Raw genomic sequence first — 23,362 nt, 5'->3', positions numbered from 1 at the left:
AAAAAGTAGCCAAGCAGTCAATGGGCGATACTATATTTCCAACGGGAGATACTATGTTTCCAATGAGAGATACTATGTTTCAAATCGGAGAATTAGCCAAACGGTGCCAAGTTTCCACCGATACGCTGCGTTTTTACGAGAAAAATGCGCTGATCGCACCGGCCGGACGCAGTGAGTCCGGCTATCGTTTGTATGATGAAAATAATTTAAAACAGGTTAGTTTTATTCTCAAAGCGAAGGCGCTCGGTCTGAGCCTGGAGGAGATCCGCGAATTACTCGAGATTCGTTTGGATGCCAGCGAACACAGTTGCGCTGAAGCCAAAGCGATTACCAGTGCCAAACTGCAGGTGATTGATGACAAGATTGCCGAGCTGACCCGGATTCGTGCCGCGCTGCAGAAAATCAATGATGCCTGCTGCGGGGATATCGATGATGATGCGACCCACTGCTCGATTCTGGCTGCGCTGGAATAGCCGCGCTGCGTGATGATGGTGTGTTCGCGCTGAAAAAAAACAGAGCCAACCCGAAGGCTGGCTCTGTCATTGCTCAGATTGCTTTGAGTCTCCCGAAGGTTACCTGCAACCTTGTTAGAATGTCATGCTGACTCAGAAGTCGTAATTCACCGATACCCAGTAGTTACGGCCTGGGTTCACGTAACCTGACGTTGAGCGTGAAGTATCGAAGTAATCACCCGCGTATTCGCCGCCAATCACCTCCAGATCGGTGAAGTCTTTATCCAGCAGGTTGTACACCGCGCCGTTCAGTTTCAGATCTTTGGTAATTGCGTAAGTGGCACCCATGTTGACCACAGTCCAGGCTTTCAGGTTACCTTTCTGATCCATGATCGATTTTTGTGTGTTGCTCAGGTTGTCGTAGTTGCTGGTGTAACGCGGCGTTTTACCATGGTATTCCGCACCCAGCCAGGCATCCAGTGACTCGCTGGCAATCCAGCGCACTTTGGCGTTCGCCATGTGTTTGGCCGTGTTACCAAATGGTGCGCCGTCGTCATCGCCGCCGACCTGCTCGCTGTGGGTGTAGGTGTAGTTCAGGTTCATCGACAGATCATCGCGGAACAGCGGGAAGGATGAACCGACTTCGACCCCTTCAATTTTCGCTTTACCGACGTTTTCGTATGATGTCGTTGTGCTGTCGACATCATAAGACTGGATCGCATTCTTGTAGTGGTTAACGAATACAGTCACGTTGGCTTTGAAGTTGTTGTCACCTTCGTAGTAAACACCAGTTTCGTAACTGGTGCTCTCTTCCGGATCCAGATCCGGGTTACCGATGACGTTAACGGTGCCACGGCCGGAGATACCGCTGATACCGTCATGCAGTTGCGCCAGGCTCGGCGTGCGGTAACCGGTGCTGACACCGCCTTTGACGGTCCAGTTCTGGTTGGCGTTCCATACCAGGTAGGCACGCGGGCTGACGTGACTACCGAAGGAGTCGTGGTGCTCGTAACGGGCACCCAGAGTCAGGATCAGTGGATCGGCAAGATACCAGTCATCTTCCGCAAACAGGGCATAGGTATCCTGCTTGAAGGTTTCGCCAGTGGTGTTGATGACCACTCCGTCTTTCATTTCTGCGTGCCAGTACTGCCCACCGATGGTCACTGCGTGATCGTCACCGATGTCGGTCATCAGTTTGGAGTTAACGATAGTGTTGCTGTTTTCCAGTTGACGATCCTGACCCAACAATGAACCACTAAAACCACTGCCTGCCGACAGTACGCGGCCTTTGCTCTCAGTTTCCATGTAAGAGGCATCGGACTGGATGCGACCGAAGTCAAAAGTGGATTCGTGACCGATAATGAGCTGATCTTCGTTGAATTTCAGCTCATCTTCATAACCACCACCGGAAGTGCCGACATCGCCCAACTGGCTGTCGCTGTTGTCGTAAGTCTGGCGAGCGATATGACCGTCAACAAACACAGTGTGATCGTCGTTGATGTTGTAGCTCAGCTTACCGCCGATGTTGTAGTTGTCGCTCTCAGTCGGGTAAGGCGTACGGGATGCGCTGTTTTCGCTCAGCGAGGTAATGCTTGAACCTTCACGGTGCTTGATGGTGCCGCGTAGGTTGAGGTTCAGTTTGTCCTCAACTAACGGACCGGAAGTGTTGAAGCTCAGCGATGAGGTATCACCCCATTTATCGTGTTCCTGCAGGTTGTAACCCGCGCTGACGTTACCGACCCATTCTTTCTGATTCTTCTTGGTGATGATGTTGACCACACCACCAATCGCGTCAGAACCGTACAGGGTCGACATCGGGCCGCGGATCACTTCGATATGGTCAATCGCAGACAGCGGTGGTACGAAGCCATTGCCCATCTCACCAAAGCCGTTTGGTGTGGTGTCTGAACTGGCGGTTTGGCGGATACCGTCAATCAGGATCAGGGTATGGCTGCTGCTCATACCGCGGATGCTGATGTTGAGGCCACCGGTTTTACCTGTGCTGCTGCGCACGTCAACGCCTTCCAGGCCACTCAGCGCTTCACCGAGATCCATGTAGTTTTTCTCGGCCAGATCTTGCTGGCTGACTACTGAAACTGATGCCGGAGCATCGGTGATTTTTTTCTCTAAACCTGCATTGGCTGTGACCACCAGAGTGTCATCGGCGGCGGTTGCCGCAACACTGTTCACGGCATATAAGCTGGACAGAATAGAGATAGCTAGGGCTGAGTAGTGGAACTTCACGATTGTAAATCCTTGAAACAAAACGTTGAGAGGAGCGCATTATATTTACTAATGTTAACAATTATCAATACCATTCGTATTGGTGCTTGTGTCAGTAATGGCACGCAGAGTAGAGATGTGCTGGCAGATATATTGATAGGGATGATGATTGGTTGCTCAAGAACGGCCCGGTTTGGGCAGTGAAAACCGGCTTGATACGCGGTTTGTGTAGCCATTATCTGAACTTATGCGAACAGATCTTTAGAATGTAAGTTTTTGTAAATCAATGTTACTTAATATATTTTTTCTTTAAGTAATGGGGCAAGGGCGGGCTGTGCGTTTTAAACGCGGCAGTAACGCAGGCAGCAAATCAGGCACTTGCATAGAGTGCTGGCAAACAAACGGAACCGGTCTTTAATATGCAGGATGTGGGATGAGCTATTCCGTATTTGGAACGAATTATTTTCGCTCAGCAGTGTCCGTGGCGCTTTCGGCTGGAGATGAAGCACGTGCTTATTGGGGTTCAGAGGCGGGTTTGAGCCTGTTTTTAGCTGTCCGGCAGATAAAAAAGAGCGAACCAGACGGCTCGCTCAACATGGGGTAAAGGGCTGCGGCATGTCCGGCGCAGCCAAATTTTGTCATAGCGTGTTGGCGCCAGTCGGGGATTTACCCCCACACCTCATCGGCGACCTGTTTGACCAGGGCGATTTTGGCCCACTGCTGCGTTTCACTCAGGGCGTTGCCTTCTTCGGTGGAGGCGAAGCCGCATTGGGTGCTGAGGCACAGATTCTCCAGTGGTACGTACTGAGCTGCTTCTTTAATGCGCGCGACGATCGCGTCTGCCGGTTCCAGCTGACCTTCTTTGGAGGACACCAGCCCCAGCACCACTTGTTTGTTGGGGGCCAGTTTGGCGAGCGGGGCAAAGTCACCAGCGCGGTCGGTATCAAACTCAAGATAAAACGCCGAGACGGCAGACTCACCGAGCAGCACATCCGCGACCGGTGCGTAACCGCCCGTTGCGGCCCAGGTTGAGCGGTAGTTGCCACGACAGACGTGGGTGGTGAGGACCAAATCCTGCGGCGCGCCAAGCAGCGCTGCGTTATTCACCTTCACCAGTTTATTCAGCAGCGGTTGAATCGCGTCCTGATGATCAAAGCCGTTCTCGTGGCTGTGGCCACAGCCGCACGCGGCATCATTTTTTACGCTCGCTTGGGCGACTTTCGGGTCGGTCAGCATGCCCCAGGTACAATCGTCGAGTTGCAGGTTGCGACAGCCGGCGGCGTACAATTCAGCGATAAAGGTCTGATAAGCGGCGGCGATGTCGGCCAGCAGCTCGGCTTCATCCGGGTAGATGCTCTCGGTGTGGGCTTTATTGCACGGACGCAACAGCTCTTTTAAAAACTGGGCCGGAGCCGGAATGGTCAGGCGCGGGGTGACGCCTGGCGCAGCCAACGGTAGCAGAAACTTGAAATGTTCAATAAACGGGTGGTTGTGGCCGGAGATTTTGCCGCTCAGGCGGGTGCTTTCGGCGCGGGTTTCAACCGCGGCAAACTGGTAACCCTGCTCGATCTGCGCTTTTTCGACACCATTCAGCCCCCAACATGAAATCGAGATGCCACCAACTGCGGCGAAACTCGCCATCGGTAATCACGTTCAGGCCGGCCTGTTGCTGCTTTTCCACCAGTTCAGTGATGGCACGATCTTCCACCGCGGTCAGTTGCGCTTGGTCGATAGTACCACTGGCGAAATCACGACGGGCCTGATGCAGATAATCCGGGCGAAGGTAACTGCCGACAACGTCAGCACGAAAAGGAGGAAGTACAGTAGACATAGCAAGGCGCCTCTCGGTGAATGATTAATGGGTGTAGGGTTAAATTATCGGATGTCCAGACGGCTGTTAAGGGATGCTTTTTCATGCTGAGTATGAAATTAATTCACTATAGAGTGGTAAAGGCATGCTGTGATGAAGATCGGATGAATTTTCAGCGTGATTGATTTGTGCTTGCCCGCCATGCCTTGTAGATTAGGACCTTGTTTGCTGCTTTGGCGACCTCGCCCCTCTGCTATCCCCGGGCTGTGCCGGGACCAACCTGTGTAAGGACACACCATGCTGGCTGCATTTATTGTCGCAATTCTCCCGGTGCTTATGATTGCGCTGCTCGGCGCTCTGCTGAGTAAAAAAGACTGCTTATCTGGATGACCCCAACCTGCCACGGCTGGTGGTCAATGTTGCGATGCCGTGCCTGCTGCTGCACTCGATGCTTGGCAGTCACATTGATTTTCTTGGTATGAGCAAGTTGGTACTGGGCGCAGTTACGGCATTGCTGGCAATGGTGGTGGCAACCTGGCTAGTGCTCAAAGCAACGGGCCAGCCACTGCGTTTTTACCTGCCGGTGCTGGTTAACCCGAATACCGGTAACCTGGGTATTCCGATCGCTTACTCTCTGCTTGGTGAGCAGGGATTGGCCGGCGCGGTGATCATCTCTTCGATTATTGAAATCAGCCACTTTACCTTAGGGATGGGCATGATGTCCGGCACCTATTCAGCGCGCAAGCTGGTGGCCAATCCGCCGATGCTGGCGTTGCTGGTCAGTGCCGTATTGCTTGGGCTGAATGTGCCGATTCCGGAGTTTCTGCTGCGGGCGTTCGATATGATCGGCAGTATTACCGTGCCGGTGATGCTACTGATGCTGGGCCGCGCCCTGGCGCACATGAAGGTGCGCGAAGCGCCCTGGTTTAAGCTGGCGCTGATGTCGGTCTACCGCCCGCTGATTGGCCTGTTGACCGCCTGGGGCGCTGCGCTGCTGTTCCAGCTGTCGCCATTGCATACCGCGAATCTGATGATCGCCTGTTCGATGCCGGTCGCTGTGCTGAACTATCTGTTCGCGACCCGCTTTAACGGCCCGGTCAATGACGTCGCCGGCCTGACCTTTCTGACCCTGCCGACCGCGCTGGTGGCGCTGGTGGTGATTAAGATGTGGGTGATTGTGTAGGCAGAGGTGTACAGGCTTGCTACTTGAGCTACCTCAAATGGTGCCAGAGATAGATTTATCTCTATAGATTTGATGAAGACCAAGGGCGTTGCCCTTGAAATTATCGACTTTCGATAGTTTCAAGGGGTGCTAGCTAGATAAAGGGATACAATAGAGTTTTTGTCTATGTACAAGATACCTTAGCAGATAGACACTATACTTTTTCTGGCCCCGTATCTTCATCGCCTTGGGATAAAGAGTGATGATCGAGGTTTAGCCTAACTAATCGAGTCAAATATGACACGTAAGTTGTATTCTCTCTTCCCGCATAGATTTCACTCATATCTTTATAGCCTGCTTCTTCTTCAAAAGCTTCCGCCATGTTTTCTACAGCAGTTTGAATTCTTGAAGCTTGTTCGTCATCTACTTCGTCCCTGAGGAGAGCAAAAAATTCGAAAGAATAGTTATCCAGTTCTTCTGTAGAGTTAACCCAAACGTAAAAAGCTCTTATGTAACTAGAAAATGTAGTTTGCTCTGCGTCTTGTGGGGTTGCTGCGGATTCGATATCTGATAAATGAGAATCTATTATAGGGTCTAGTTGCGCGTTGAAGTTATCAGGTAGCGCACTTCGCATATAACGGTTAGAGCGCCATACAGGAACTGAAATTGCGTACTCGTTAGATAGAGTTATGGGTTCAAAGTTCTCTGTCCCGTCCAGCAAATTGAGTAATTCGGCTTTATCTACATGTAGGATATAGTCTACATTTGCTTCGTACCAAAACTCTCCAGCCTTAAAATGAAGCTTGCGAACACTTTTTACAAAGGAGTTTCCAGAGAAAACGTCTTTTTCTCTAATCTTTTTACAGACGGCAATTTCAATAGTGCTTTCTATGCCATCGTTTCTACAAGCAATGTCACAGTTTTGAGAGAGAACAAGAAAAACTGATGAGTCTTTAAACTTTTTCTTATCTGCACGCAGTGCTGGTTTTGAGAAAGATTCAGACCATTGAAGTCTTGTCGCTTCAGGGACGATATTTACAAAAAAACAAGAAGCTTGGGTAAGCTTCTTGTCATGTAACAGTTTCTGACCATTGGAAAGCTCTGCTGCCACTTAAACCACCTATGCAATAGATGTTAACTGATGAAGTGAGATTTCATTTACAGGAGTTTCTTTCGCTGTATTAGACGACAACTTATCAGAGAGGCTATTAGATATTTTCACAATACTTGGAATATCTAGCTTTGTTTCTGATAATAAGTCTAATAGTGATTTACCATCCATCACGTAGTTTTTAGCCATTGCACCAGGACTGCGATTAAATTTAGGACTGATCTCTGTAATGATTTCAGATAGCAGTAATGCTCGTTCTTTAGTTGAAGAGTTTACGGCGTGTTGATCATTAGAGTTTTTGTATGAGTGCAGAGTTTGTCTCGAAACTTTAAAAATGCTAGCAATATCCTTGTTAGGCAAACCTAAGGTTACCTTTACCGAATTTACGATATCCGCAATACTGAGGATATCAGTATTTTTTTCATAATCTGCTTGCTCGTACACACCTACAGATGACCACTGATGACCTAGAATGTTAGAGCTATATAAGACATCACGTTGGGGCAATACAGCAGTTTCAATATCATCTATATTAGCATGCGTATTGAATGCCATGCTCAGTGCTATTACAGAGGCAGTGGCTTTTACATTGGTAGATGCTGTTGTTTTCCACATTACTCAGTCTCCTTATATCCCCATGCACGTTTAGCTTCATCGGTTATGACACTCCAAAAGATGTCACTAGCCCTTTGGTAAAGCTTGATCGTTGCATCTTCAATTTGCTCTGAATTAAAGGTAGGGCTATGAGCAAATTGATAGGTATGGTCAATATCCAATATTCCATATGTTGCAGATTCTACATTAAACCAATCTTGTTGACCATTGATTACTAGGCCACATTTTGCATCTGGTTCTATTAGATTGTCAGGCAAAACTTTTTGTACGGTTTTATTGAAAGTTGCTAGTTCTTCAAAGTTAATTACAAGAACTTGATTTTCTGCCACCTTAACAGCCTTAAGTGAGTGTCCTTGTAGGTGAGTACCAAGGTCTCCAAATGAAGGTGGCTGTACGCCTCCTTGAACGAAGTCACTCAGTGTAGACTGACCTGTAGGTGCTATTACATCAACATATCTTAACCCAACGCTCTTAAGTAGCGTTTTTTCTAAGTTAGGGATAGTTTCTTTACATACGAGCAGCAACCTATGGAACTTATTATAAAATTCGCTAAATGTACGATACGTAGTTGACTTAAGGATAAGAGAAGATTCAGAGATCTCAACTATTTCTTGTTCTCCTGCCGCACGGAACAATAGACGCGTGTTTGAAAGTTTTTTCTGTCTCATTTGTTGAGAAGCTGCGTCAAAGTTCCATTCTAAAATTTCAGCTTTACTTTCGATTTTTTCAGGGAAGCCTTCATCTATCATCCTAATGTGCAGAGCATTAATAAGCTCAGGTGCGATAGCCTTTATACTCGGTACTTCAGCAAATCTTAAGTGAATCAAAGCATGTACCAAAGGTGCCTTTTCTAGAGTTTTTTTCATACTATCTACCATAAATTTTCAGAGAGAGGACAAACTGAGAACGGGGATTTTACACTTTTTTTGACACTTAAAAACTAATATTAGTTCAAACTTTACACTTTTTTTTACACTTTAAAGTGAAAGTATAAAGCAGATATGAAGTTATAAATTAGGATGAGGGGGTTTTTGTGGGTGTTAAATGGATGTAAAAAAGCCACAAGATTTAAATTTCGTGGCTTTTCAAGGTGTTGGGTGAACGTGATTAGTTCATGCCGTATTTTTTCAGTTTCTTACGAAGAGTACCGCGGTTGATACCCATCATGGTTGCTGCGCGAGTCTGGTTACCGCGAGTGTACTGCATGATGGTGTCTAGTAGTGGTTGTTCAACTTCAGCTAGAACTAATTCGTAAAGTTCTGTGACTTCCTGACCGTTTAATTGAGCCAGGTAGTTTTTAAGAGACGCTTTAACTGAATCACGTAGTGGCTTTTGCGTGATTTGATCTTGTGAAGTTACGGTAGTTACTGTTAAAGCTTCTGAAGTCAGATTTTGTTCGAACATATTCGGTCTAGCTCTTCTCTTAATTATGATGCAACGTTATCAAAATAACCTTCCAATACCTCTAACTGCAGTGGTGCTGCTTCGATGGCATTAAAGGTACGGCGAAACTCACTCGCCTGCTCATGTTCTTTGAGATACCACCCAACGTGCTTGCGCGCGATGCGTGGGCCTAAATACTCACCATAAAACTGATGGAGAGCCTTCACATGACCAAGCAGGATGTCTTTCACTTCCGCATAGGGAAGATCAGGCATCGTGGTGCCGTTTTCCAAATAGTGTTGGATTTCCTGGAAAATCCAAGGACGTCCCTGGGCAGGGCGTCCAATCATTAAAGCGTCCGCGCCGGTGTACTCCAGCACATATTTGGCTTTCTCCGGACAATCGATATCACCGTTAGCGATGACCGGGATTTGAATAGCCGCTTTGACCGCTTTAATGCTGTCGTATTCCGCCTCACCTTTGTACATGCAGGTACGGGTTCGCCCATGAAGCGCCAGTGCCTGAATGCCGCAGTTTTCGGCAAGTTTAGCGATTTGGACACAGTTTTTATTGTCTGTGTCCCAGCCGGTCCGGGTTTTCAGTGTCACAGGGACACTCACTGCATCCACTACCGCTTTCAGAATGTCTTCGATCACATCCGGGTAGCGCAGCAGGGCAGAACCAGCCAGCTTCTTGTTCACTTTCTTTGCCGGGCAGCCCATGTTGATGTCGATGATTTGCGCACCGTTCTCAACGCTGAACTGGGCCGCATCGGCCATCAGCTGTGGGTCGCTTCCCGCAATCTGTACAGAGCGAATGCCCGATTCGCCTTCATGCACCATGCGGTTTCTCGACTTGTCTGTTTTCCACAGAGCCGGGTTAGCGGACATCATTTCACTGACGGCCATACCAGCTCCGTAACGGAGGCACAACTCTCGAAACGGTCTGTCGGTGACACCAGCCATAGGTGCGACGATTAGATTGTTCTTAAGTTGATAATTTCCGATTTTCAAAACGTGTTCACAGCTTCATACCAGCAAGGGCGCGCATTTTACGCATTTTTTCGATGCGTGAAAAGACTAATATTTGAGCATTTACAAAATGTTTTGGTAAATGGTCTATTTTTCAGTCAATTAGCGTGCAAAGTCTTATCTAGCCTTGTTTGCGACCGGACACACGGCACCATTCTTCCTTCTCTGCGATAGGATCCAGTTGCAGTTCATCACGGTAATAATCAGCCACATCTTCGGCCTGAGTGTTAAGCACGCCGGACATCGCCAGCAGACCGCCTGGTTTAATCAGGCTCTTGATCACCGGTGACAGCTCACGCAGCGGGCCGGCCAGAATGTTGGCGACTACGACGTCCGCCACCAGGCCTTGTGGCTGGTCTTGTGGCAGGAAGACTTCAATCTGGTCAGCGACGCCGTTACGTTCAGCGTTATCTTTACTCGCCAGCAGCGCCTGCGGGTCGATATCGATACCGATCACGCGTGCGGCGCCGAGTTTAATCGCGGCAATCGCCAGGATGCCGGAGCCACAACCGAAGTCGATGACGGTTTTGCCCGCCAGATCGAGGGAGTCAAGCCATTGCAGACACAGCGCTGTGGTCGGGTGGGTACCGGTGCCGAACGCCAGGCCCGGATCAAGCAGAACATTCACTGCGCTCGGATCCGGAATATCGCGCCAGCTCGGGCAAATCCACAGACGTTCGCCGAACTTCATCGGGTGGAAGTTATCCATCCACTCGCGTTCCCAGTCTTTATCTTCGATCTGCTCAACTTTATGGGCAAAATCCTGCGCCAATAGCTGGCTATGACGAATCTGTTCCAGTACCCAGGCAGTGTCTGCTTCGGCATCGTAAAGGGCAAGAACGTCGGTATCGCCCCACAAACGGGTTTCACCCGGCAGAGGCTCAAACACAGGGGTGTCTTTTGCATCCATGAAGGTGACCGACAGCGCACCGGTTTCTTCCATCAGCATGTCACTGATGGCTTCTGCGTTTTCGTTGGTCGCATTGAGTTTAATTTGAATCCAAGGCATGGCTCTTGCTCTCTTCAGTTCGTTCAGTTGGCGCAGAGTGTAGCAGATTTAGCGAGCTTTTATAGAAGCAGTGGCGTTTGTACTCCAGCAGCAGCTTGTGTAGCGCGGCTGCGTCTTGTAGCGCAGTCATATCACTGACAAAGGGCGGCGCATAAAAACAAAGATGCCCACCGAGGTGGGCATCTTTGATGAAATCAGCAGGGGATTATTGCAGACCCAGCTTTTTCTCCAGATAGTGGATGTTCGTGCCACCGTGCTGGAAGTTTTCATCTTTCATGATTTCTTGCTGCAGCGGGATGTTGGTCTTAATGCCTTCCACAATCATCTCTTCCAGTGCATTACGCATACGGGCAATCGCGACATCACGGTTTTCACCGAAAGTGATCAGTTTACCGATCATTGAGTCGTAGTATGCCGGTACCGTGTAGCCGGAGTAGATGTGTGATTCCCAACGAACGCCCATACCACCTGGTGAGTGGAAACGGGTGATCTTGCCCGGACATGGCAGGAAGCGCTCTGGATCTTCTGCGTTGATACGACATTCCATCGCATGGCCGCGGATCTTGATGTCATCCTGAGTGAATGACAGAGGCTGACCGGCCGCGATACGCAGCTGTTCTTTGATCAGGTCAACGCCAGTCACCATTTCGGTCACCGGGTGTTCAACCTGGATACGGGTGTTCATTTCAATGAAGTAGAACTCGCCGTTTTCGTACAGGAACTCAAACGTACCTGCGCCGCGGTAACCGATTTCGATACACGCACGGGTACAACGTTCACCGATGTACTTACGCATCTCTTCAGTGATGCCTGGTGCCGGAGCTTCTTCTACCACTTTCTGGTGACGACGCTGCATTGAACAGTCACGTTCACCCAGGTGGATAGCGCCGCCCTGGCCGTCAGCCAGAACCTGAACTTCAACGTGACGTGGGTTTTCCAGGAATTTCTCCATGTACACCATGTCGTTGTTGAATGCTGCACGTGCTTCTGCGCGGGTCATGTTGATGGCGTTGATCAGTTCTTTCTCAGAACGAACCACGCGCATACCACGACCGCCGCCGCCGCCCGATGCTTTGATGATGACCGGGTAGCCGATGCGTTTCGCGTGCGCTTTGTTCTTCGCTTCGTCGCCGTCCAGCGGGCCGTCAGAGCCTGGTACACATGGTACGCCCGCTTTTTTCATCGCGTTGATTGCTGACACTTTGTCACCCATCAGGCGAATGGTGTCCGCTTTAGGACCCACGAAGATAAAGCCGCTGCGCTCAACTTGTTCAGCGAAGTCTGCGTTCTCAGACAGGAAGCCGTAACCCGGGTGGATAGCAATCGCACCGGTCACTTCTGCCGCCGAGATGATACGCGGAATGTTCAGGTAGCTGTCGATGCCTTTCGCAGGACCGATACAGACAGTTTCATCAGCCAGCAGGACGTGTTTCAGATCACGGTCTGCGGTTGAGTGTACGGCAACAGTTTTGATGCCTAATTCTTTACATGCACGAAGGATACGAAGCGCGATTTCGCCTCGGTTCGCGATGACTAACTTATCTAGCATAACAGCGCCTCGATTATTCGATGACTACAAGCGGCTGGTCGAATTCTACTGGCTGGCCGTCTTCTACCAGGATCTCAGTTACCACACCAGATTTGTCCGCTTCGATTTGGTTCATCATTTTCATCGCTTCAACGATACACAGCGTATCGCCAACAGAAACTTTCTGACCGACTTCGATGAATGACGCCGCATCCGGGCTTGGAGAGCGGTAGAACGTACCAACCATTGGAGAAAGAACCATGTGACCAGTTTGCACTTTAGCAGCTGGAGCTTCTGCTGGTGCCGCCACTGGTGCTGCTGCAGGAGCTGGTGCCGCAACTGGCGCAGGCGCCGCTGCGTACTGAATCGGTGCTACTGGTGCAACGCCGTTACGACTGATGCGTACCGATTCTTCACCTTCTGAAATTTCCAGCTCAGCAATGCCAGACTCTTCAACCAATTCGATAAGCTTCTTGATTTTACGAATATCCATTGTTTCTTTCTCTTTTATCTTGTGAGTAAGACAGCCCTAAAGGGCTGCAGAGTGTTTGGGGTTACTTTGTTTGCAGCGCACGAATGGCAGCAGACAAAGCGAATTCATAACCTTGTGCACCTAAGCCGCAAATCACGCCCTGTGCTTTATCAGACAGGTAGGAGTGATGACGGAACGGTTCACGAGCATGTACATTTGACAAATGCACCTCGATAAAGGGAATCGCTACGCCCAGCAGAGCATCACGCAGCGCTACGCTGCTATGGGTGAATGCGGCCGGATTGATAATGATGAAATCCACTTTACCGTAAGCCTGGTGAATGGCTTCGATAAGCTCATATTCGCGATTCGACTGGAGATGTTCCAACTCAACGTCAGCGCTTTCTGCCTGTTGCTGCAGCTTAGCTACAATTTGTTCCAGCGTGTTTGAACCGTAGTGGGCTGGCTCGCGCAAGCCTAATAAGTTCAAGTTTGGACCATTTAGTACCAGAATGCGTAATTTTGCTGACATTGTGTTGTTATCTCCGTTTATAATGTTGTAATTACGAATATTCCCATATTATCGCAGATCCGCGAGATTTTTTTGTCAAAAAAACGCGGGTTTTATTAAATTGACCAAGATTATAGCTAATTCATAGCAAATGGCAGCAATTTACTGGTCTAATCACCTAGTTAGGCGTCAGCGACTGGGCTCAGGTTAACAGATTGGTAAAAAAGAAAGGGGCGTCCTGTGGCTGGATAACGGCTTACCGGGACTGAAAAACAAAACTCCGGGCAGGTTTCCCCGACCGGAGTTTAACGTATGGATTTTGCTGGTTTAATTCAGCTGTTGATTTTCGGCAATCAGTTTGTCGACCACGCTTGGATCGGCCAGAGTTGAGGTATCACCCAGGTTACTGGTATCGCCGGTGGCAATCTTGCGCAGGATACGACGCATGATTTTTCCTGAGCGGGTTTTTGGCAGTGCATCGGTCCAGTGCAGGACATCCGGGGTGGCAATTGGGCCGATTTCCTTACGTACCCAGTCTTTGACTTCTTTGTGCAGGTCCGCGCTCGGGAACACGCCGTCATTGAGAGTAATGTAAGCGTAAATCGCCTGTCCCTTGATATCGTGTGGAACGCCGACCACAGCGGCTTCCGCAATCTTGTCAAACGCCACCAGCGCGGATTCGATTTCTGCAGTCCCCATGCGGTGTCCGGACACGTTGAGGACGTCATCGACCCGGCCGGTAATCCAGAAGTAATCGTCTTCATCACGGCGTGCGCCGTCACCGGTAAAGTACATGCCTTTAAAGGTGGAGAAGTAGGTTTGCTCGAAGCGTTCGTGATCGCCGTACACGGTGCGCATCTGGCCCGGCCATGAATCGAGGATCACCAGGTTACCTTCGGCTGCGCCTTCAATGATGTCACCGCTGTTATCAACCAAGGCGGGTTGCACGCCGAAAAACGGACGAGTGGCTGAGCCTGGTTTCAGTTCGGTTGCGCCCGGCAGCGGCGTGATCAGGATGCCGCCGGTTTCCGTTTGCCACCAGGTATCCACAATCGGTGATGTTTCATTACCAATGGTTTTGTAGTACCACTCCCAGGCTTCCGGGTTAATCGGTTCACCCACCGAGCCCATGATACGCAGGCTGCTGCGGGAAGTGCCTTGGACCGCTTCGTCACCTTTCGCCATCAGCGCACGGATTGCGGTTGGCGCAGTGTAAAGAATGCTGACCTGGTGTTTGTCGACCACTTCGCTCATGCGTGCTGTGCTTGGATAATTGGGCACACCTTCAAACAGGATGGTTTTGGCGCCGTTGGCAAGTGGTCCGTAAATCAGGTAAGTGTGGCCGGTGATCCAGCCCACATCCGCGGTACACCAGAAAATATCGTCAGGCTGGTAATCAAAGACGTATTTAAACGTCATGGTCGCATACACCAGATAACCACCTGTGGTGTGCAGTACGCCTTTTGGTTTGCCGGTTGAGCCTGAGGTATACAGGATAAACAGCGGATCTTCGGCGTTCATCTCTTCCGGCGGACAGACATCAGAAACGCTCGCGACGGCATCATGCCACCACACGTCGCGATGCTCATGCCAGGCGACATCGCCGCCGGTGCGCTGGAATACGATGACTTTGCTGATGTTTTTTACTTCCGGATTGGTCAGGGCTTCATCCACGTTTTTCTTCAGCGGTACTGCGCGTCCGCCGCGCACGCCTTCATCGGCAGTCACGACCAGTTTGGCATCGGAGTCGATGATACGCCCGGCCAGTGCTTCCGGAGAGAAGCCGCCGAAGACCACGGTATGCACCGCACCGATACGGGTACAGGCCAGCATCGCCACGGCGGCTTCCGGCACCATCGGCATGTAGAGACACACCACATCGCCTTTGCGAACGCCCTGAGCTTTCAGTGCGTTGGAGAAGCGGCACACTTCGCGGTGCAGCTGATTAAACGTCAGAGTCTTGTCGTCGGCCGGATCATCGCCTTCCCAGATGATGGCCACTTCGTCACCGCGCTCAGCCAGATGGCGGTCAATACAGTTGGCCGACACGTTGAGGGTGCCGTCTTCAAACCAGCGGATGTCGACATGGCCGGTATCAAATGAGGTATTTTTTACTTGGGTGAATGGCTTGATCCAATCGACAATTTTGCCGTGTTCACTCCAGAACCCTTCCGGATCAGAGACAGACTGCTGGTACATCGCCAGGTAGGTATCGTTATCTGCATGGGTATTCGCTTTGATGTTCGCTTTGACCGGATAAATGTGGGCTTCACTCATTGCTTATTCTCCTTGTGAATACAGCCAGTTCCTTTCGCGCCGTGTTTCAAACACGGGGCAAGAAATCGAATCTGCCTATAACTGTTAGCCACAGGCCGGGTTTGCACAATTAGACTTTAGGATGAATGCCGACTTTTTATTGGAAAAATAGAGAGTTAAATAGTTTTTTGCGAGCTGGGTCAGGCTGTGTGGTACGCCGTGGACCGGCTGTAGTCAGGACGGAGAGGTGAAGGTGGGCAAATCGCCCTTGGTCAGACGTACAAACACCAGCGCAGCGGCGATGGCGTCCTGCAGCGCGTCATGTTTGTCCTGCAGCGGCAGATCAAGATGGCGGCAGATGGCATCCAGGCTGAGATCAAAATAGGCATTGGGCAGGTGGCGTTCCAGTTTGTCATGGTAGATCTGGCTGACTTCAATCAGGTCGTTAGGCAGCGGAAAGCCGAAATGCTTACGGCAGGCAATATCGAGAATCGTCTTATCATAGCGAATGTGATAGCCGACCAGAGGATGGTTGCCGATAAACTCAATCAGGCGGCTCAGCGCCTCTTTTTCGCTCAGGCCGTCGGCCAGATCCTGATGGCGCATACGATGGATGCGTACTGAACCGGAATCGAGCGACTGCGGGGCGCGCAGCCGTACTTCAAACGGCTGGCTGGTAAGAATACGGTTATCAATAATTTTGGTCGCCGCTATGGTGACCAGTTCGGCGCGTTTGGGATCCAGGCTGGTGGTTTCGCAGTCGAGCGACACAAACACCTGACTCTCAGGCTTGGTAAACAGTGCCTGATAAGGGGAGCCTTGCAGTCTGTGATGCCAGTAGCGGCGCGTTAGCCAGTTCATCGTTACCTGCCGGTCAGTCGCGAATCTGATAGTGGTAGCCGAGCCACTGTTTGAATTTCTTCACCACATGCAGGCTGTGGCGCAGCAGATCGCGTTCCGCACGGTCGAGCTGTTTCAAATCCAGAGTGTTGGCATTGTGCTGGTTACTCAGTTGCTGGGCGAGGCGCAGTTTGAAAAACTGTTTCAGTGCTTCACTGAGGTTATCGCCGGTCTCCTGTTCCAGCACTTTACGCTCGACCAGGGCTTCAATACGACGGAAGGTATTGTTGACATCGAGCTTGTATTCCAGACTCAGCGCCCGGATGCCGTGCACAATCGGAAAGATGCCGCCTTGTTTGATATCCAGGCCGGATTTGGCGCTTTTGACATTGCCAAACAAGGTGAGCGGTACGGAAAAACTCAGCGCAGGACGGGTAAATTCGGTCAGAATCAGCTCCTGATCGGCCATCAGATCTCTCAGATGCTGCTGCACCGGTTCAAGTAACTGTTTATTGCCGGCCACGGCATGCGCATCGGCCATGATGGCGATGTCCATCACCTGCTCAGGCCGGGCGGCTCTGACCCAACTGCTCAGAGTCTGTTTCCAGGCACTTTGTGATTTGACCCACTTCGGATTGTTGACCATCACTTTGCCGGGGCAGAGCGGATAACCGAGTTGCAGCAGGGTATGGGTCAGAGTCTGCATGATACTGTCGCACTGATGCCATTGCAGGCCATCTTTAATGACCAGCGCATTATCCTGATCGGTTTTCAGGATCTGCTCACCGCGCCCCTCAGAGCCGAGTACCAGCAGACAGACATGATCGTGCAGCGCTGGTGGCACCACCAGTTCAAACGCTTTTTCAATGATTTGCTCGTTGACCGCCGAAATCAGTTCCATCACAAAGCGGGTGCGTACGCCGCGGCGGCTGAGGCTTTCCACCAACTGGCGCTGTTTATTTGAGGCCAGTGCCAGCTCTTCGATGCTGGTCGCGCGCGCAATTGCCAGGGTCAGGACATGGGAATGGGTCGAAAAGGTACTCAGGATCTGAATCATATCCAGGATACCGACCGCCTGATTGCCTTCACATACCATCAGGCGTTTCACCTTGTGGCGGGTCATCATCACCATGGCGTTGAACAGGAACTCGCCCTGATCGACATGCAGCACCGGAAACGTTGCGATGTCACCGACCGGCGCATCGATCGCGATATCATCCAGCATCACTGCATGCAGCATATTGGTCCGGGTGACGATGGCATACGGATGTTCACGGCTCTCTGTCAGACGCGGGTCGTCGTCTGAGAGCCTGACCAGTGCCGCATCGACGCCGCTCTCTTTCATCTGCCGGGTGACGTGCTGCAGCGGCTGCTCCGGACTGAGCAGCATCGGCGGGGTGAAAATAGAGCGGTCGACCTGAGTAAGAATGAACTCGGCGATATTTTGCTGTTGCTGCGCAGCTTCAATCAGCTCCTGTCGCCTGGCCAGATTGTTATCAAAGTAGGCCGCGAATTCGCCGTTGTTGTTATACAGCTCGAGAAAGACCGGCTGCGGCAGCAGGTAACTCAGGGTATCTTCCAGGGCGATGTAATGGTGCTTGCTCTGGCCCTCAAACAGTGAACGCACATCGAACATGTCGTCGTTGGCGTAGTGGGCGTAAACCTCGCTGCCGTCTGCCGAGCGCTCTTCCACCGTGCCTTTGATCAGCACAAACAGCTGTGAACACGCCTGGCCGCTATGCAGTATGGTCTCGCGTTCACGATAGTAGGCCACGTCGAGCGAAGCGCGCAGATGTTTTTGCTGGCTTTCGCTCAGACGATCGAACGGTGGCGAGTGCATGTTAAATTTATCCGGCATGGCGGCTATCCTGGGAATGTTCTCAGTTTAAGTGTGACAAATTTCTTTCGCCTCTCCAGACGACTTTGGTCTAATGGCCGCGGTTCCTGGCAGGCGGGTCACAGTAAAACAAGCGCTATTTTGCAGAAAAGAGGAAACAGTGCGTTGAGTAAACAGCACTTTTTCCGCTCCGGTTGGCGCTGCATAATAACCGGGCTGTCAGGCTGGATTGCCTGAGCAGTGGTTCGGGCTCGTCACACTTGCTGTGCTGGCGATGCGCGCGGTTGATTTTTGTTGTTAGGACACATCATGTTTAACCCTTCTCCTTTTGGCTGGGTAGCTCAGTACTTCAGCGGCTTCTTTTTTGCGTACGGGGTCTACCTGCCGTTCTGGTCAGTGTGGTTTAAAGAGCAGGGCGTCTCAGCCACCGACATCGGTTTACTGGTCGGGATCGGTCTGGTGACGCGCTGTGTCGCTAATCTGCTGATTACCCGGGTTGTACACCGGGTCGAACATCTTCTGCCGGCGCTGCGCTGGCTCAGTTTTGCCCTGCTGCTGTTTATTCTCTTCCACCTGTTTGCCGGGGGGGAACTTCTGGATGCTGGCGCTGGCAACGGTCCTGGTCAACTTGTGTCTCGGGCCGATCATTCCGCTCTCCGATGCCACTGCCAACCACTATGCCAAACTTAATCTGCTCGATTACGGCAGTGCCCGCTTGTGGGGCTCGGCCGCTTTTGTGGCCGGTACGGTCGCCGTTGGCCAGTTAGTCGCGCGCTACGGCGCCGTGATGATCGTCTACACCGCGATGTTTGGCGCCCTGGTGTGTCTGCTGCTCAGTCTGCGTCATCCACGCCACAAGCCGGTCACAGAAGTGGACGATCACGGCGTACGTCCGAAGCTGCTGCAGGTGCTGCGCGAATGGCCGGTGGTTAAGTTTCTTGCCCTGACCGCGCTGATTCAGGGCAGTCATGCCGCTTATTACGCCTTTAGTGCGGTGTACTGGAAGCAGGCGGGGTACTCGGAAGATATCACCAGTTACTTATGGGGCTTGGCGGTGGTGGCCGAGCTGGTTGTGTTCGCATTCAGTAAGCGTCTGTTTGCCGGCTGGAGCCTGCGCCTGCTATTTACCGTTGCAGCGGTGGGGGTAATGTTGCGCTGGGGAATAGTGGCGTCAACCACGTCGCTTGCTCTGCTGGTGCTGGTGCAACTGCTGCATGGCGTCACTTTTGCTACCGCCCATCTGGCGGCCGTGCAGTATATCCAGCGCGCGCCGACCACCAAGATTGTCTCCTTGCAGGCGCTGTATAACGCGGTGGCACTGGGTGCGTTTACCGCGCTGATGACCATGGTGAGCGGCTGGGTGTATGACTCGGCCGGTGCCGGCACCATGTTCTGGATGATGGCGGTGATGGGGCTGCTGGCACTGCTGATTAAAGTCGAGGCGCCGCAGTCGTCACTCAAAACTCGTGTGGCGTGAAGCCATAGTTAGGGTTAACGGCAGAAAGCGGAGTCTGATGCACAGATTTCATGCAGCGTGATTGAGCTGATCCGTTATCCTTTGTTTAATAAAAGCCTTGCCGGAGCGCAGGGCTTTTTTGTGGCTGGATTGCGAAAACAAGGATAACAAATGCAAGGATGGTTGGTGATACCGGTATCGCTTATGTACCTCGGGGTGTTGTTTCTGATTGCCTGGTACGGCGATCGGCAGACAAACTGGCTGGCCAAATGGCGGCCGTGGATCTACAGCCTGTCGATAGCGGTCTATTGTTCGTCCTGGACCTTTTACGGTACGGTCGGTCAGGCCAGTGCCAATCCCTGGTCGTTCCTGCCTATTTATATTGCGCCGATCCTGGTGTTTGCCTTTGGCTGGCGCATTCTGGCCCGCCTGATCCTTATCGCCAAGCGTGAGCACATTACCTCAATTGCCGATTTTATCGGTGCCCGTTATGGTAAATCCCAGGGCCTGGCGGTGTTGGTAACCCTGATTGCGGTGGCCGGGATTCTGCCCTATATCGCGTTGCAGTTGCGCGGGATCACCATGGGGCTCAATATTGTCGCGCCCGATCTGCGCACCGAATTTGGTTACCAGGACATCAATGTCTCCTGGTTTGTGGTCCTGGCGCTGGCGTTGTTTACCATGTTGTTCGGTACCCGCCATATCGATAACACTGAACATCACCGCGGCATGATGATGGCGATAGCGTTTGAGTCGATCGTTAAGCTGGTCGCGTTTCTGGTGGTCGGGCTGTTCATCGTGTTTCTGGCGCTGCGCAGTGACAGCATAAACCTGCTCGAAACCGCGCGCAGTACTTATCAGTCACCGAACTGGCCGACGCTGCTGGTGCACACGCTGCTGACCATGATGGCAATCATCTGTCTGCCGCGTCAGTTCCATACCATGGTGGTGGAGAATGAGCGCGCCCAGGATCTGCATACCGCGCGCTGGCTGTTTCCGCTTTATCTGATCCTGATGGGTATTTTTGTGCTGCCGATTGCCTGGATTGGCCAGAGCATGCTCAGTGGTACCTCGGCCGATACCTTTGTCATCAGTTTACCGATGTCGGTCGGGGCGGAAGACATTGCTCTGCTGGCGTTTCTCGGCGGCACCTCGGCCGCTTCCGGCATGGTCATCGTCTCGACCATCGCGCTCGCGATTATGGTCTCCAACGATCTGGTGATGCCGCTGCTGCTGCGCCGTATGCGCCTGGCGCAGCGTAATCATCGCCATTTCTCCGGCCTGCTGGTGGTGATCCGACGCAGCCTGATCTTCGCGCTGCTGATGGGCGCATGGGGATTCTATCTGGCACTGGATGCGATTCCGTCCCTGTCGGCGATAGGCTTTCTCTCTTTTTCTGCCATTACTCAGTTCGCGCCGGCGCTGATCGGCGGCATGTACTGGCGTGAAGGCAATCGTAAAGGGGTGTATGTCGGTCTGGCAGTCGGTTTTACCCTGTGGCTGGTGACCCTGATGACTGCCACGAATATGTTGGCCGGTGATGAGCAGAGTAACGTGCTGCTGTGGTTGATTACTCCGCCTGAGGTTATTGCCAGTCTCGGTCTGAAAAGTGCTGACTGGGGTATGTTGCTCAGTGTCAGTGTCAATGCGCTATGTTATGTGCTGGTCTCAATGGTGACCCGCTGCAGCCTGAGTGAACGTTTGCAGTCGGCGGCGTTTGTTGGTACACCGCTGCCGGAAAACGAGAATATGAGCCTGTATCAGAGCCGGGTAACGGTGGCCGAGCTGGAAATGCTGGCTTCACGCTTTGTTGGGCGCTCGCGGGTGCGCAGTGCGTTCAGTCAGTATTGGAGTCAGCAGCGAGAAACCCTGATGCCTAATCAGCAGGCTCCGTCCACTCTGATTCGTCATACCGAGCGGGTGCTGGCCGGGGTATTCGGCGCGTCGTCGGCCAAGCTGGTGCTGACCTCGGCGTTGCAGGGGCGCAATATGCAGCTGGAAGAGGTCGCGACGATTGTTGATGAAGCCTCCGAGCTGTACGACTTTAGTCGCGGCCTGTTGCAGGGCGCGATTGAGCATATCGGGCAGGGTATTGCGGTGGTGGATAAACAACTGCGGCTGGTAGCCTGGAACCAGCGTTATCTTGAGTTGTTCGATTTTCCGCTCGGCCTGATTCAGGTCGGGAGACCGATTGCCGATGTGATTCGCCATAATGCCGAGCAAGGCTTATGTGGTCCGGGTGACCCGGAAGATCATGTGCGGCGCCGGGTGTATCACCTCGAACAGGGCACCCGACACACTTCATCGCGGGTTCGTCCTGACGGGCGGGTGATTGAAGTGCAGGGTAACCCGATGCCGGGCGGTGGGTTTGTGATGAGCTTTACCGACATCACGGTATTCCGCGATGCCGAGCAGGCATTGAAAGAAGCCAACGAAACTCTGGAAGAGCGCGTGCTGGATCGCACCCGTGAGCTGGAAAAACTCAACCAGCAACTGGTCTCGGCAACCCAGCGTTCAGAGCTCGAGTCACGTTCTAAGTCCCGCTTCCTGGCCGCGGTCAGCCACGATCTGATGCAACCGCTCAATGCGGCGCGTCTGTTTGCCTCTTCTCTGGCGGAAGTGGCTAAAGATGATGAGGCCCGTCGCCTATCCCACCATATCGAAAGTGCGCTCAGTGCGGCGGAAGATTTGATTGGTGACCTGCTCGATATCTCGCGCCTTGAGTCCGGCAAGCTGGAAATTCATCCGCAAAGTTTTGCCATTAAAGATGTGCTGGCTAATCTCAATGCCGAATTTAGTGCACTGGCGCGTCAGCAGGGCGTTACCTTCGCTATGGTGCCGTCTTCTTTATACGTCCGCTCAGATCCGAAACTGCTGCGCCGCGTGGTGCAGAACTTCCTTACCAACGCGTTTCGCTATAACCCGCATGGCAAAGTGCTGCTCGGGGTACGTAATCTGGGTGACCAGGTGCGAATCGATGTGTGGGATAACGGTATTGGTATCGAAGAGGATAAACAGCAGGAGATTTTTGAAGAGTTCAACCGTGGCGGGCAGGTGCGCTCCGAGCAGGGGCTGGGATTGGGGCTGGCGATTTCGAAAGGCATTGCCCATGTGCTGGGGCATGAAATTTCGATGCGCTCCTGGCCAGGGCGGGGCAGTGTCTTTTCCATTACGCTCGATAAAGCCGTGCCGGTCGATCCGGTGGCACCGGTTAGCGCCGCGCCGCAGAGTGTGCCTGAGCTGCTCTCATTGCGGGTGCTGTGTGTCGATAATGAGGAAGACATTCTGGTCGGGATGCGTGACCTGCTGGAACGCTGGGGCTGTGAAGTGCGCACTGCCACCGATCTGGTGACCAGCCTGCGCGCGCTGGATAATCACTGGGTGCCGGATGTGGTGTTGTCGGACTACCGGCTCGATCAGGGCCGGACCGGGCTGGAAGTGTTGCAGCAGTGTCGCCTGCGTCTCGGTGACTGCTTTGAGGGTATCGTGATCAGTGCTGACCGCAGTGAAGATATTCTCGACGGGATTAAATCCAACGGCTTTGGCTTCATCGCCAAACCGGTCAAGCCGCTTAAACTGCGCGCGCTGCTCAATCGGGTGGCATGAGCACGCAATGATTTCGTTACTAAACGTCAATAAAAAACGCCCTCACAAGAGGGCGTTTGA

The 23,362-nt window shown here is 52.0% G+C and carries 19 protein-coding genes and 1 pseudogene; 5 read left to right on the top strand and 15 right to left on the bottom strand.

The genetic code is table 11. From position 1 onward, the window contains the following. Positions 1-74: 74 nt before the first annotated feature. Positions 75-473, top strand: coding sequence for a Zn(2+)-responsive transcriptional regulator (gene zntR, locus KNV97_RS17700; RefSeq protein ID WP_218562461.1), 399 nt, complete (start codon positions 75-77; stop codon positions 471-473). Between the two features lie 132 nt (positions 474-605). Here zntR and KNV97_RS17695 read toward each other — a convergent pair whose 3' ends face one another. Further along, positions 606-2,696: a TonB-dependent receptor domain-containing protein gene (locus KNV97_RS17695; protein ID WP_218562460.1), complete on the bottom strand. Its 2,091-nt coding sequence runs from the start codon at positions 2,694-2,696 to the stop codon at positions 606-608. A 412-nt stretch (positions 2,697-3,108) separates the two neighbouring features. Between KNV97_RS17695 and KNV97_RS17690 the strand changes: the two genes are divergently transcribed. Continuing rightward, entirely contained in the window at positions 3,109-3,279 is a 171-nt protein-coding gene (locus tag KNV97_RS17690; RefSeq protein WP_218562459.1) for a hypothetical protein, read from the top strand. 62 nt (positions 3,280-3,341) lie between these two features. Here the strand turns inward: KNV97_RS17690 and KNV97_RS17685 are convergent, their stop codons facing one another. Both KNV97_RS17685 and KNV97_RS22060 read right to left on the bottom strand, forming a co-directional pair. Further along, positions 3,342-4,316: a uroporphyrinogen decarboxylase/cobalamine-independent methonine synthase family protein gene (locus KNV97_RS17685; RefSeq protein WP_256612236.1), complete on the bottom strand. Its 975-nt coding sequence runs from the start codon at positions 4,314-4,316 to the stop codon at positions 3,342-3,344. Continuing rightward, positions 4,213-4,506, bottom strand: a complete 294-nt coding sequence (locus tag KNV97_RS22060; RefSeq protein ID WP_256612235.1) for a uroporphyrinogen decarboxylase/cobalamine-independent methonine synthase family protein — start codon at positions 4,504-4,506, stop codon at positions 4,213-4,215. Before KNV97_RS22060 ends, KNV97_RS17685 begins: the two co-directional genes overlap by 104 nt. A 403-nt stretch (positions 4,507-4,909) precedes the next feature. Here KNV97_RS22060 and KNV97_RS17680 point away from each other — a divergent pair, with 403 nt between their 5' ends. After that, positions 4,910-5,668, top strand: coding sequence for an AEC family transporter (locus tag KNV97_RS17680; RefSeq protein ID WP_218562458.1), 759 nt, complete (start codon positions 4,910-4,912; stop codon positions 5,666-5,668). A 193-nt stretch (positions 5,669-5,861) separates the two neighbouring features. On the opposite strand, the gene KNV97_RS17675 is transcribed toward KNV97_RS17680, so the two are convergent. From KNV97_RS17675 to KNV97_RS17620, 12 genes are all read right to left on the bottom strand, one after another. After that, the gene (locus KNV97_RS17675; protein ID WP_218562457.1) at positions 5,862-6,758 is read right to left on the bottom strand and encodes a hypothetical protein; all 897 of its coding nucleotides are present in this window, start codon (positions 6,756-6,758) and stop codon (positions 5,862-5,864) included. 9 nt (positions 6,759-6,767) lie between these two features. Then, positions 6,768-7,373 (bottom strand): hypothetical protein, encoded by a 606-nt coding sequence (locus KNV97_RS17670; RefSeq protein ID WP_218562456.1) that lies wholly within the window; start codon positions 7,371-7,373, stop codon positions 6,768-6,770. Then, positions 7,373-8,239: a TIGR04255 family protein gene (locus KNV97_RS17665; protein WP_218562455.1), complete on the bottom strand. Its 867-nt coding sequence runs from the start codon at positions 8,237-8,239 to the stop codon at positions 7,373-7,375. Before KNV97_RS17665 ends, KNV97_RS17670 begins: the two co-directional genes overlap by 1 nt. A gap of 241 nt (positions 8,240-8,480) precedes the next feature. After that, on the bottom strand, positions 8,481-8,777 hold the full coding sequence (fis, locus tag KNV97_RS17660) for a DNA-binding transcriptional regulator Fis (RefSeq protein WP_000462885.1): 297 nt from the start codon (positions 8,775-8,777) through the stop codon (positions 8,481-8,483). 23 nt (positions 8,778-8,800) lie between these two features. Next, a complete protein-coding gene (gene dusB / locus KNV97_RS17655; protein WP_218562454.1) occupies positions 8,801-9,769 on the bottom strand; it encodes a tRNA dihydrouridine synthase DusB in 969 nt (322 codons plus the stop codon). A 139-nt stretch (positions 9,770-9,908) separates the two neighbouring features. Further along, positions 9,909-10,796 carry a 50S ribosomal protein L11 methyltransferase gene (gene prmA, locus KNV97_RS17650; protein ID WP_136487162.1) on the bottom strand — a complete coding sequence of 296 codons (888 nt, stop codon included), beginning with the start codon at positions 10,794-10,796 and terminating at the stop codon, positions 9,909-9,911. A gap of 205 nt (positions 10,797-11,001) precedes the next feature. Continuing rightward, positions 11,002-12,345: an acetyl-CoA carboxylase biotin carboxylase subunit gene (gene accC, locus KNV97_RS17645; protein WP_136487161.1), complete on the bottom strand. Its 1,344-nt coding sequence runs from the start codon at positions 12,343-12,345 to the stop codon at positions 11,002-11,004. Positions 12,346-12,358: 13 nt separating this feature from the next. Continuing rightward, positions 12,359-12,817 (bottom strand): acetyl-CoA carboxylase biotin carboxyl carrier protein, encoded by a 459-nt coding sequence (gene accB / locus KNV97_RS17640; RefSeq protein ID WP_136487160.1) that lies wholly within the window; start codon positions 12,815-12,817, stop codon positions 12,359-12,361. Between the two features lie 61 nt (positions 12,818-12,878). After that, positions 12,879-13,328 (bottom strand): type II 3-dehydroquinate dehydratase, encoded by a 450-nt coding sequence (gene aroQ, locus KNV97_RS17635; RefSeq protein ID WP_136487159.1) that lies wholly within the window; start codon positions 13,326-13,328, stop codon positions 12,879-12,881. Between the two features lie 306 nt (positions 13,329-13,634). After that, positions 13,635-15,584 (bottom strand): acetate--CoA ligase, encoded by a 1,950-nt coding sequence (acs, locus tag KNV97_RS17630; RefSeq protein ID WP_218562453.1) that lies wholly within the window; start codon positions 15,582-15,584, stop codon positions 13,635-13,637. A 213-nt stretch (positions 15,585-15,797) separates the two neighbouring features. Next, positions 15,798-16,424 (bottom strand): 3'-5' exonuclease, encoded by a 627-nt coding sequence (locus KNV97_RS17625; RefSeq protein ID WP_136487157.1) that lies wholly within the window; start codon positions 16,422-16,424, stop codon positions 15,798-15,800. A 13-nt stretch (positions 16,425-16,437) separates the two neighbouring features. Continuing rightward, on the bottom strand, positions 16,438-18,261 hold the full coding sequence (locus KNV97_RS17620; protein WP_136487156.1) for a DUF294 nucleotidyltransferase-like domain-containing protein: 1,824 nt from the start codon (positions 18,259-18,261) through the stop codon (positions 16,438-16,440). A 288-nt stretch (positions 18,262-18,549) separates the two neighbouring features. Between KNV97_RS17620 and KNV97_RS17615 the strand changes: the two are divergent. After that, a pseudogene (locus tag KNV97_RS17615) lies at positions 18,550-19,717 on the top strand (3-phenylpropionate MFS transporter). Positions 19,718-19,867: 150 nt separating this feature from the next. Continuing rightward, positions 19,868-23,302 carry a hybrid sensor histidine kinase/response regulator gene (locus KNV97_RS17610; RefSeq protein ID WP_218562452.1) on the top strand — a complete coding sequence of 1,145 codons (3,435 nt, stop codon included), beginning with the start codon at positions 19,868-19,870 and terminating at the stop codon, positions 23,300-23,302. Positions 23,303-23,362: the final 60 nt, after the last annotated feature.

Source organism: Vibrio ostreae (assembly GCF_019226825.1).
GTDB classification, from domain to species: Bacteria; Pseudomonadota; Gammaproteobacteria; order Enterobacterales; family Vibrionaceae; genus Vibrio; species Vibrio ostreae.
The sequence above is the reverse complement of the archived record's forward strand: the minus strand, read 5'-3'. Positions and strand labels throughout refer to the sequence as shown.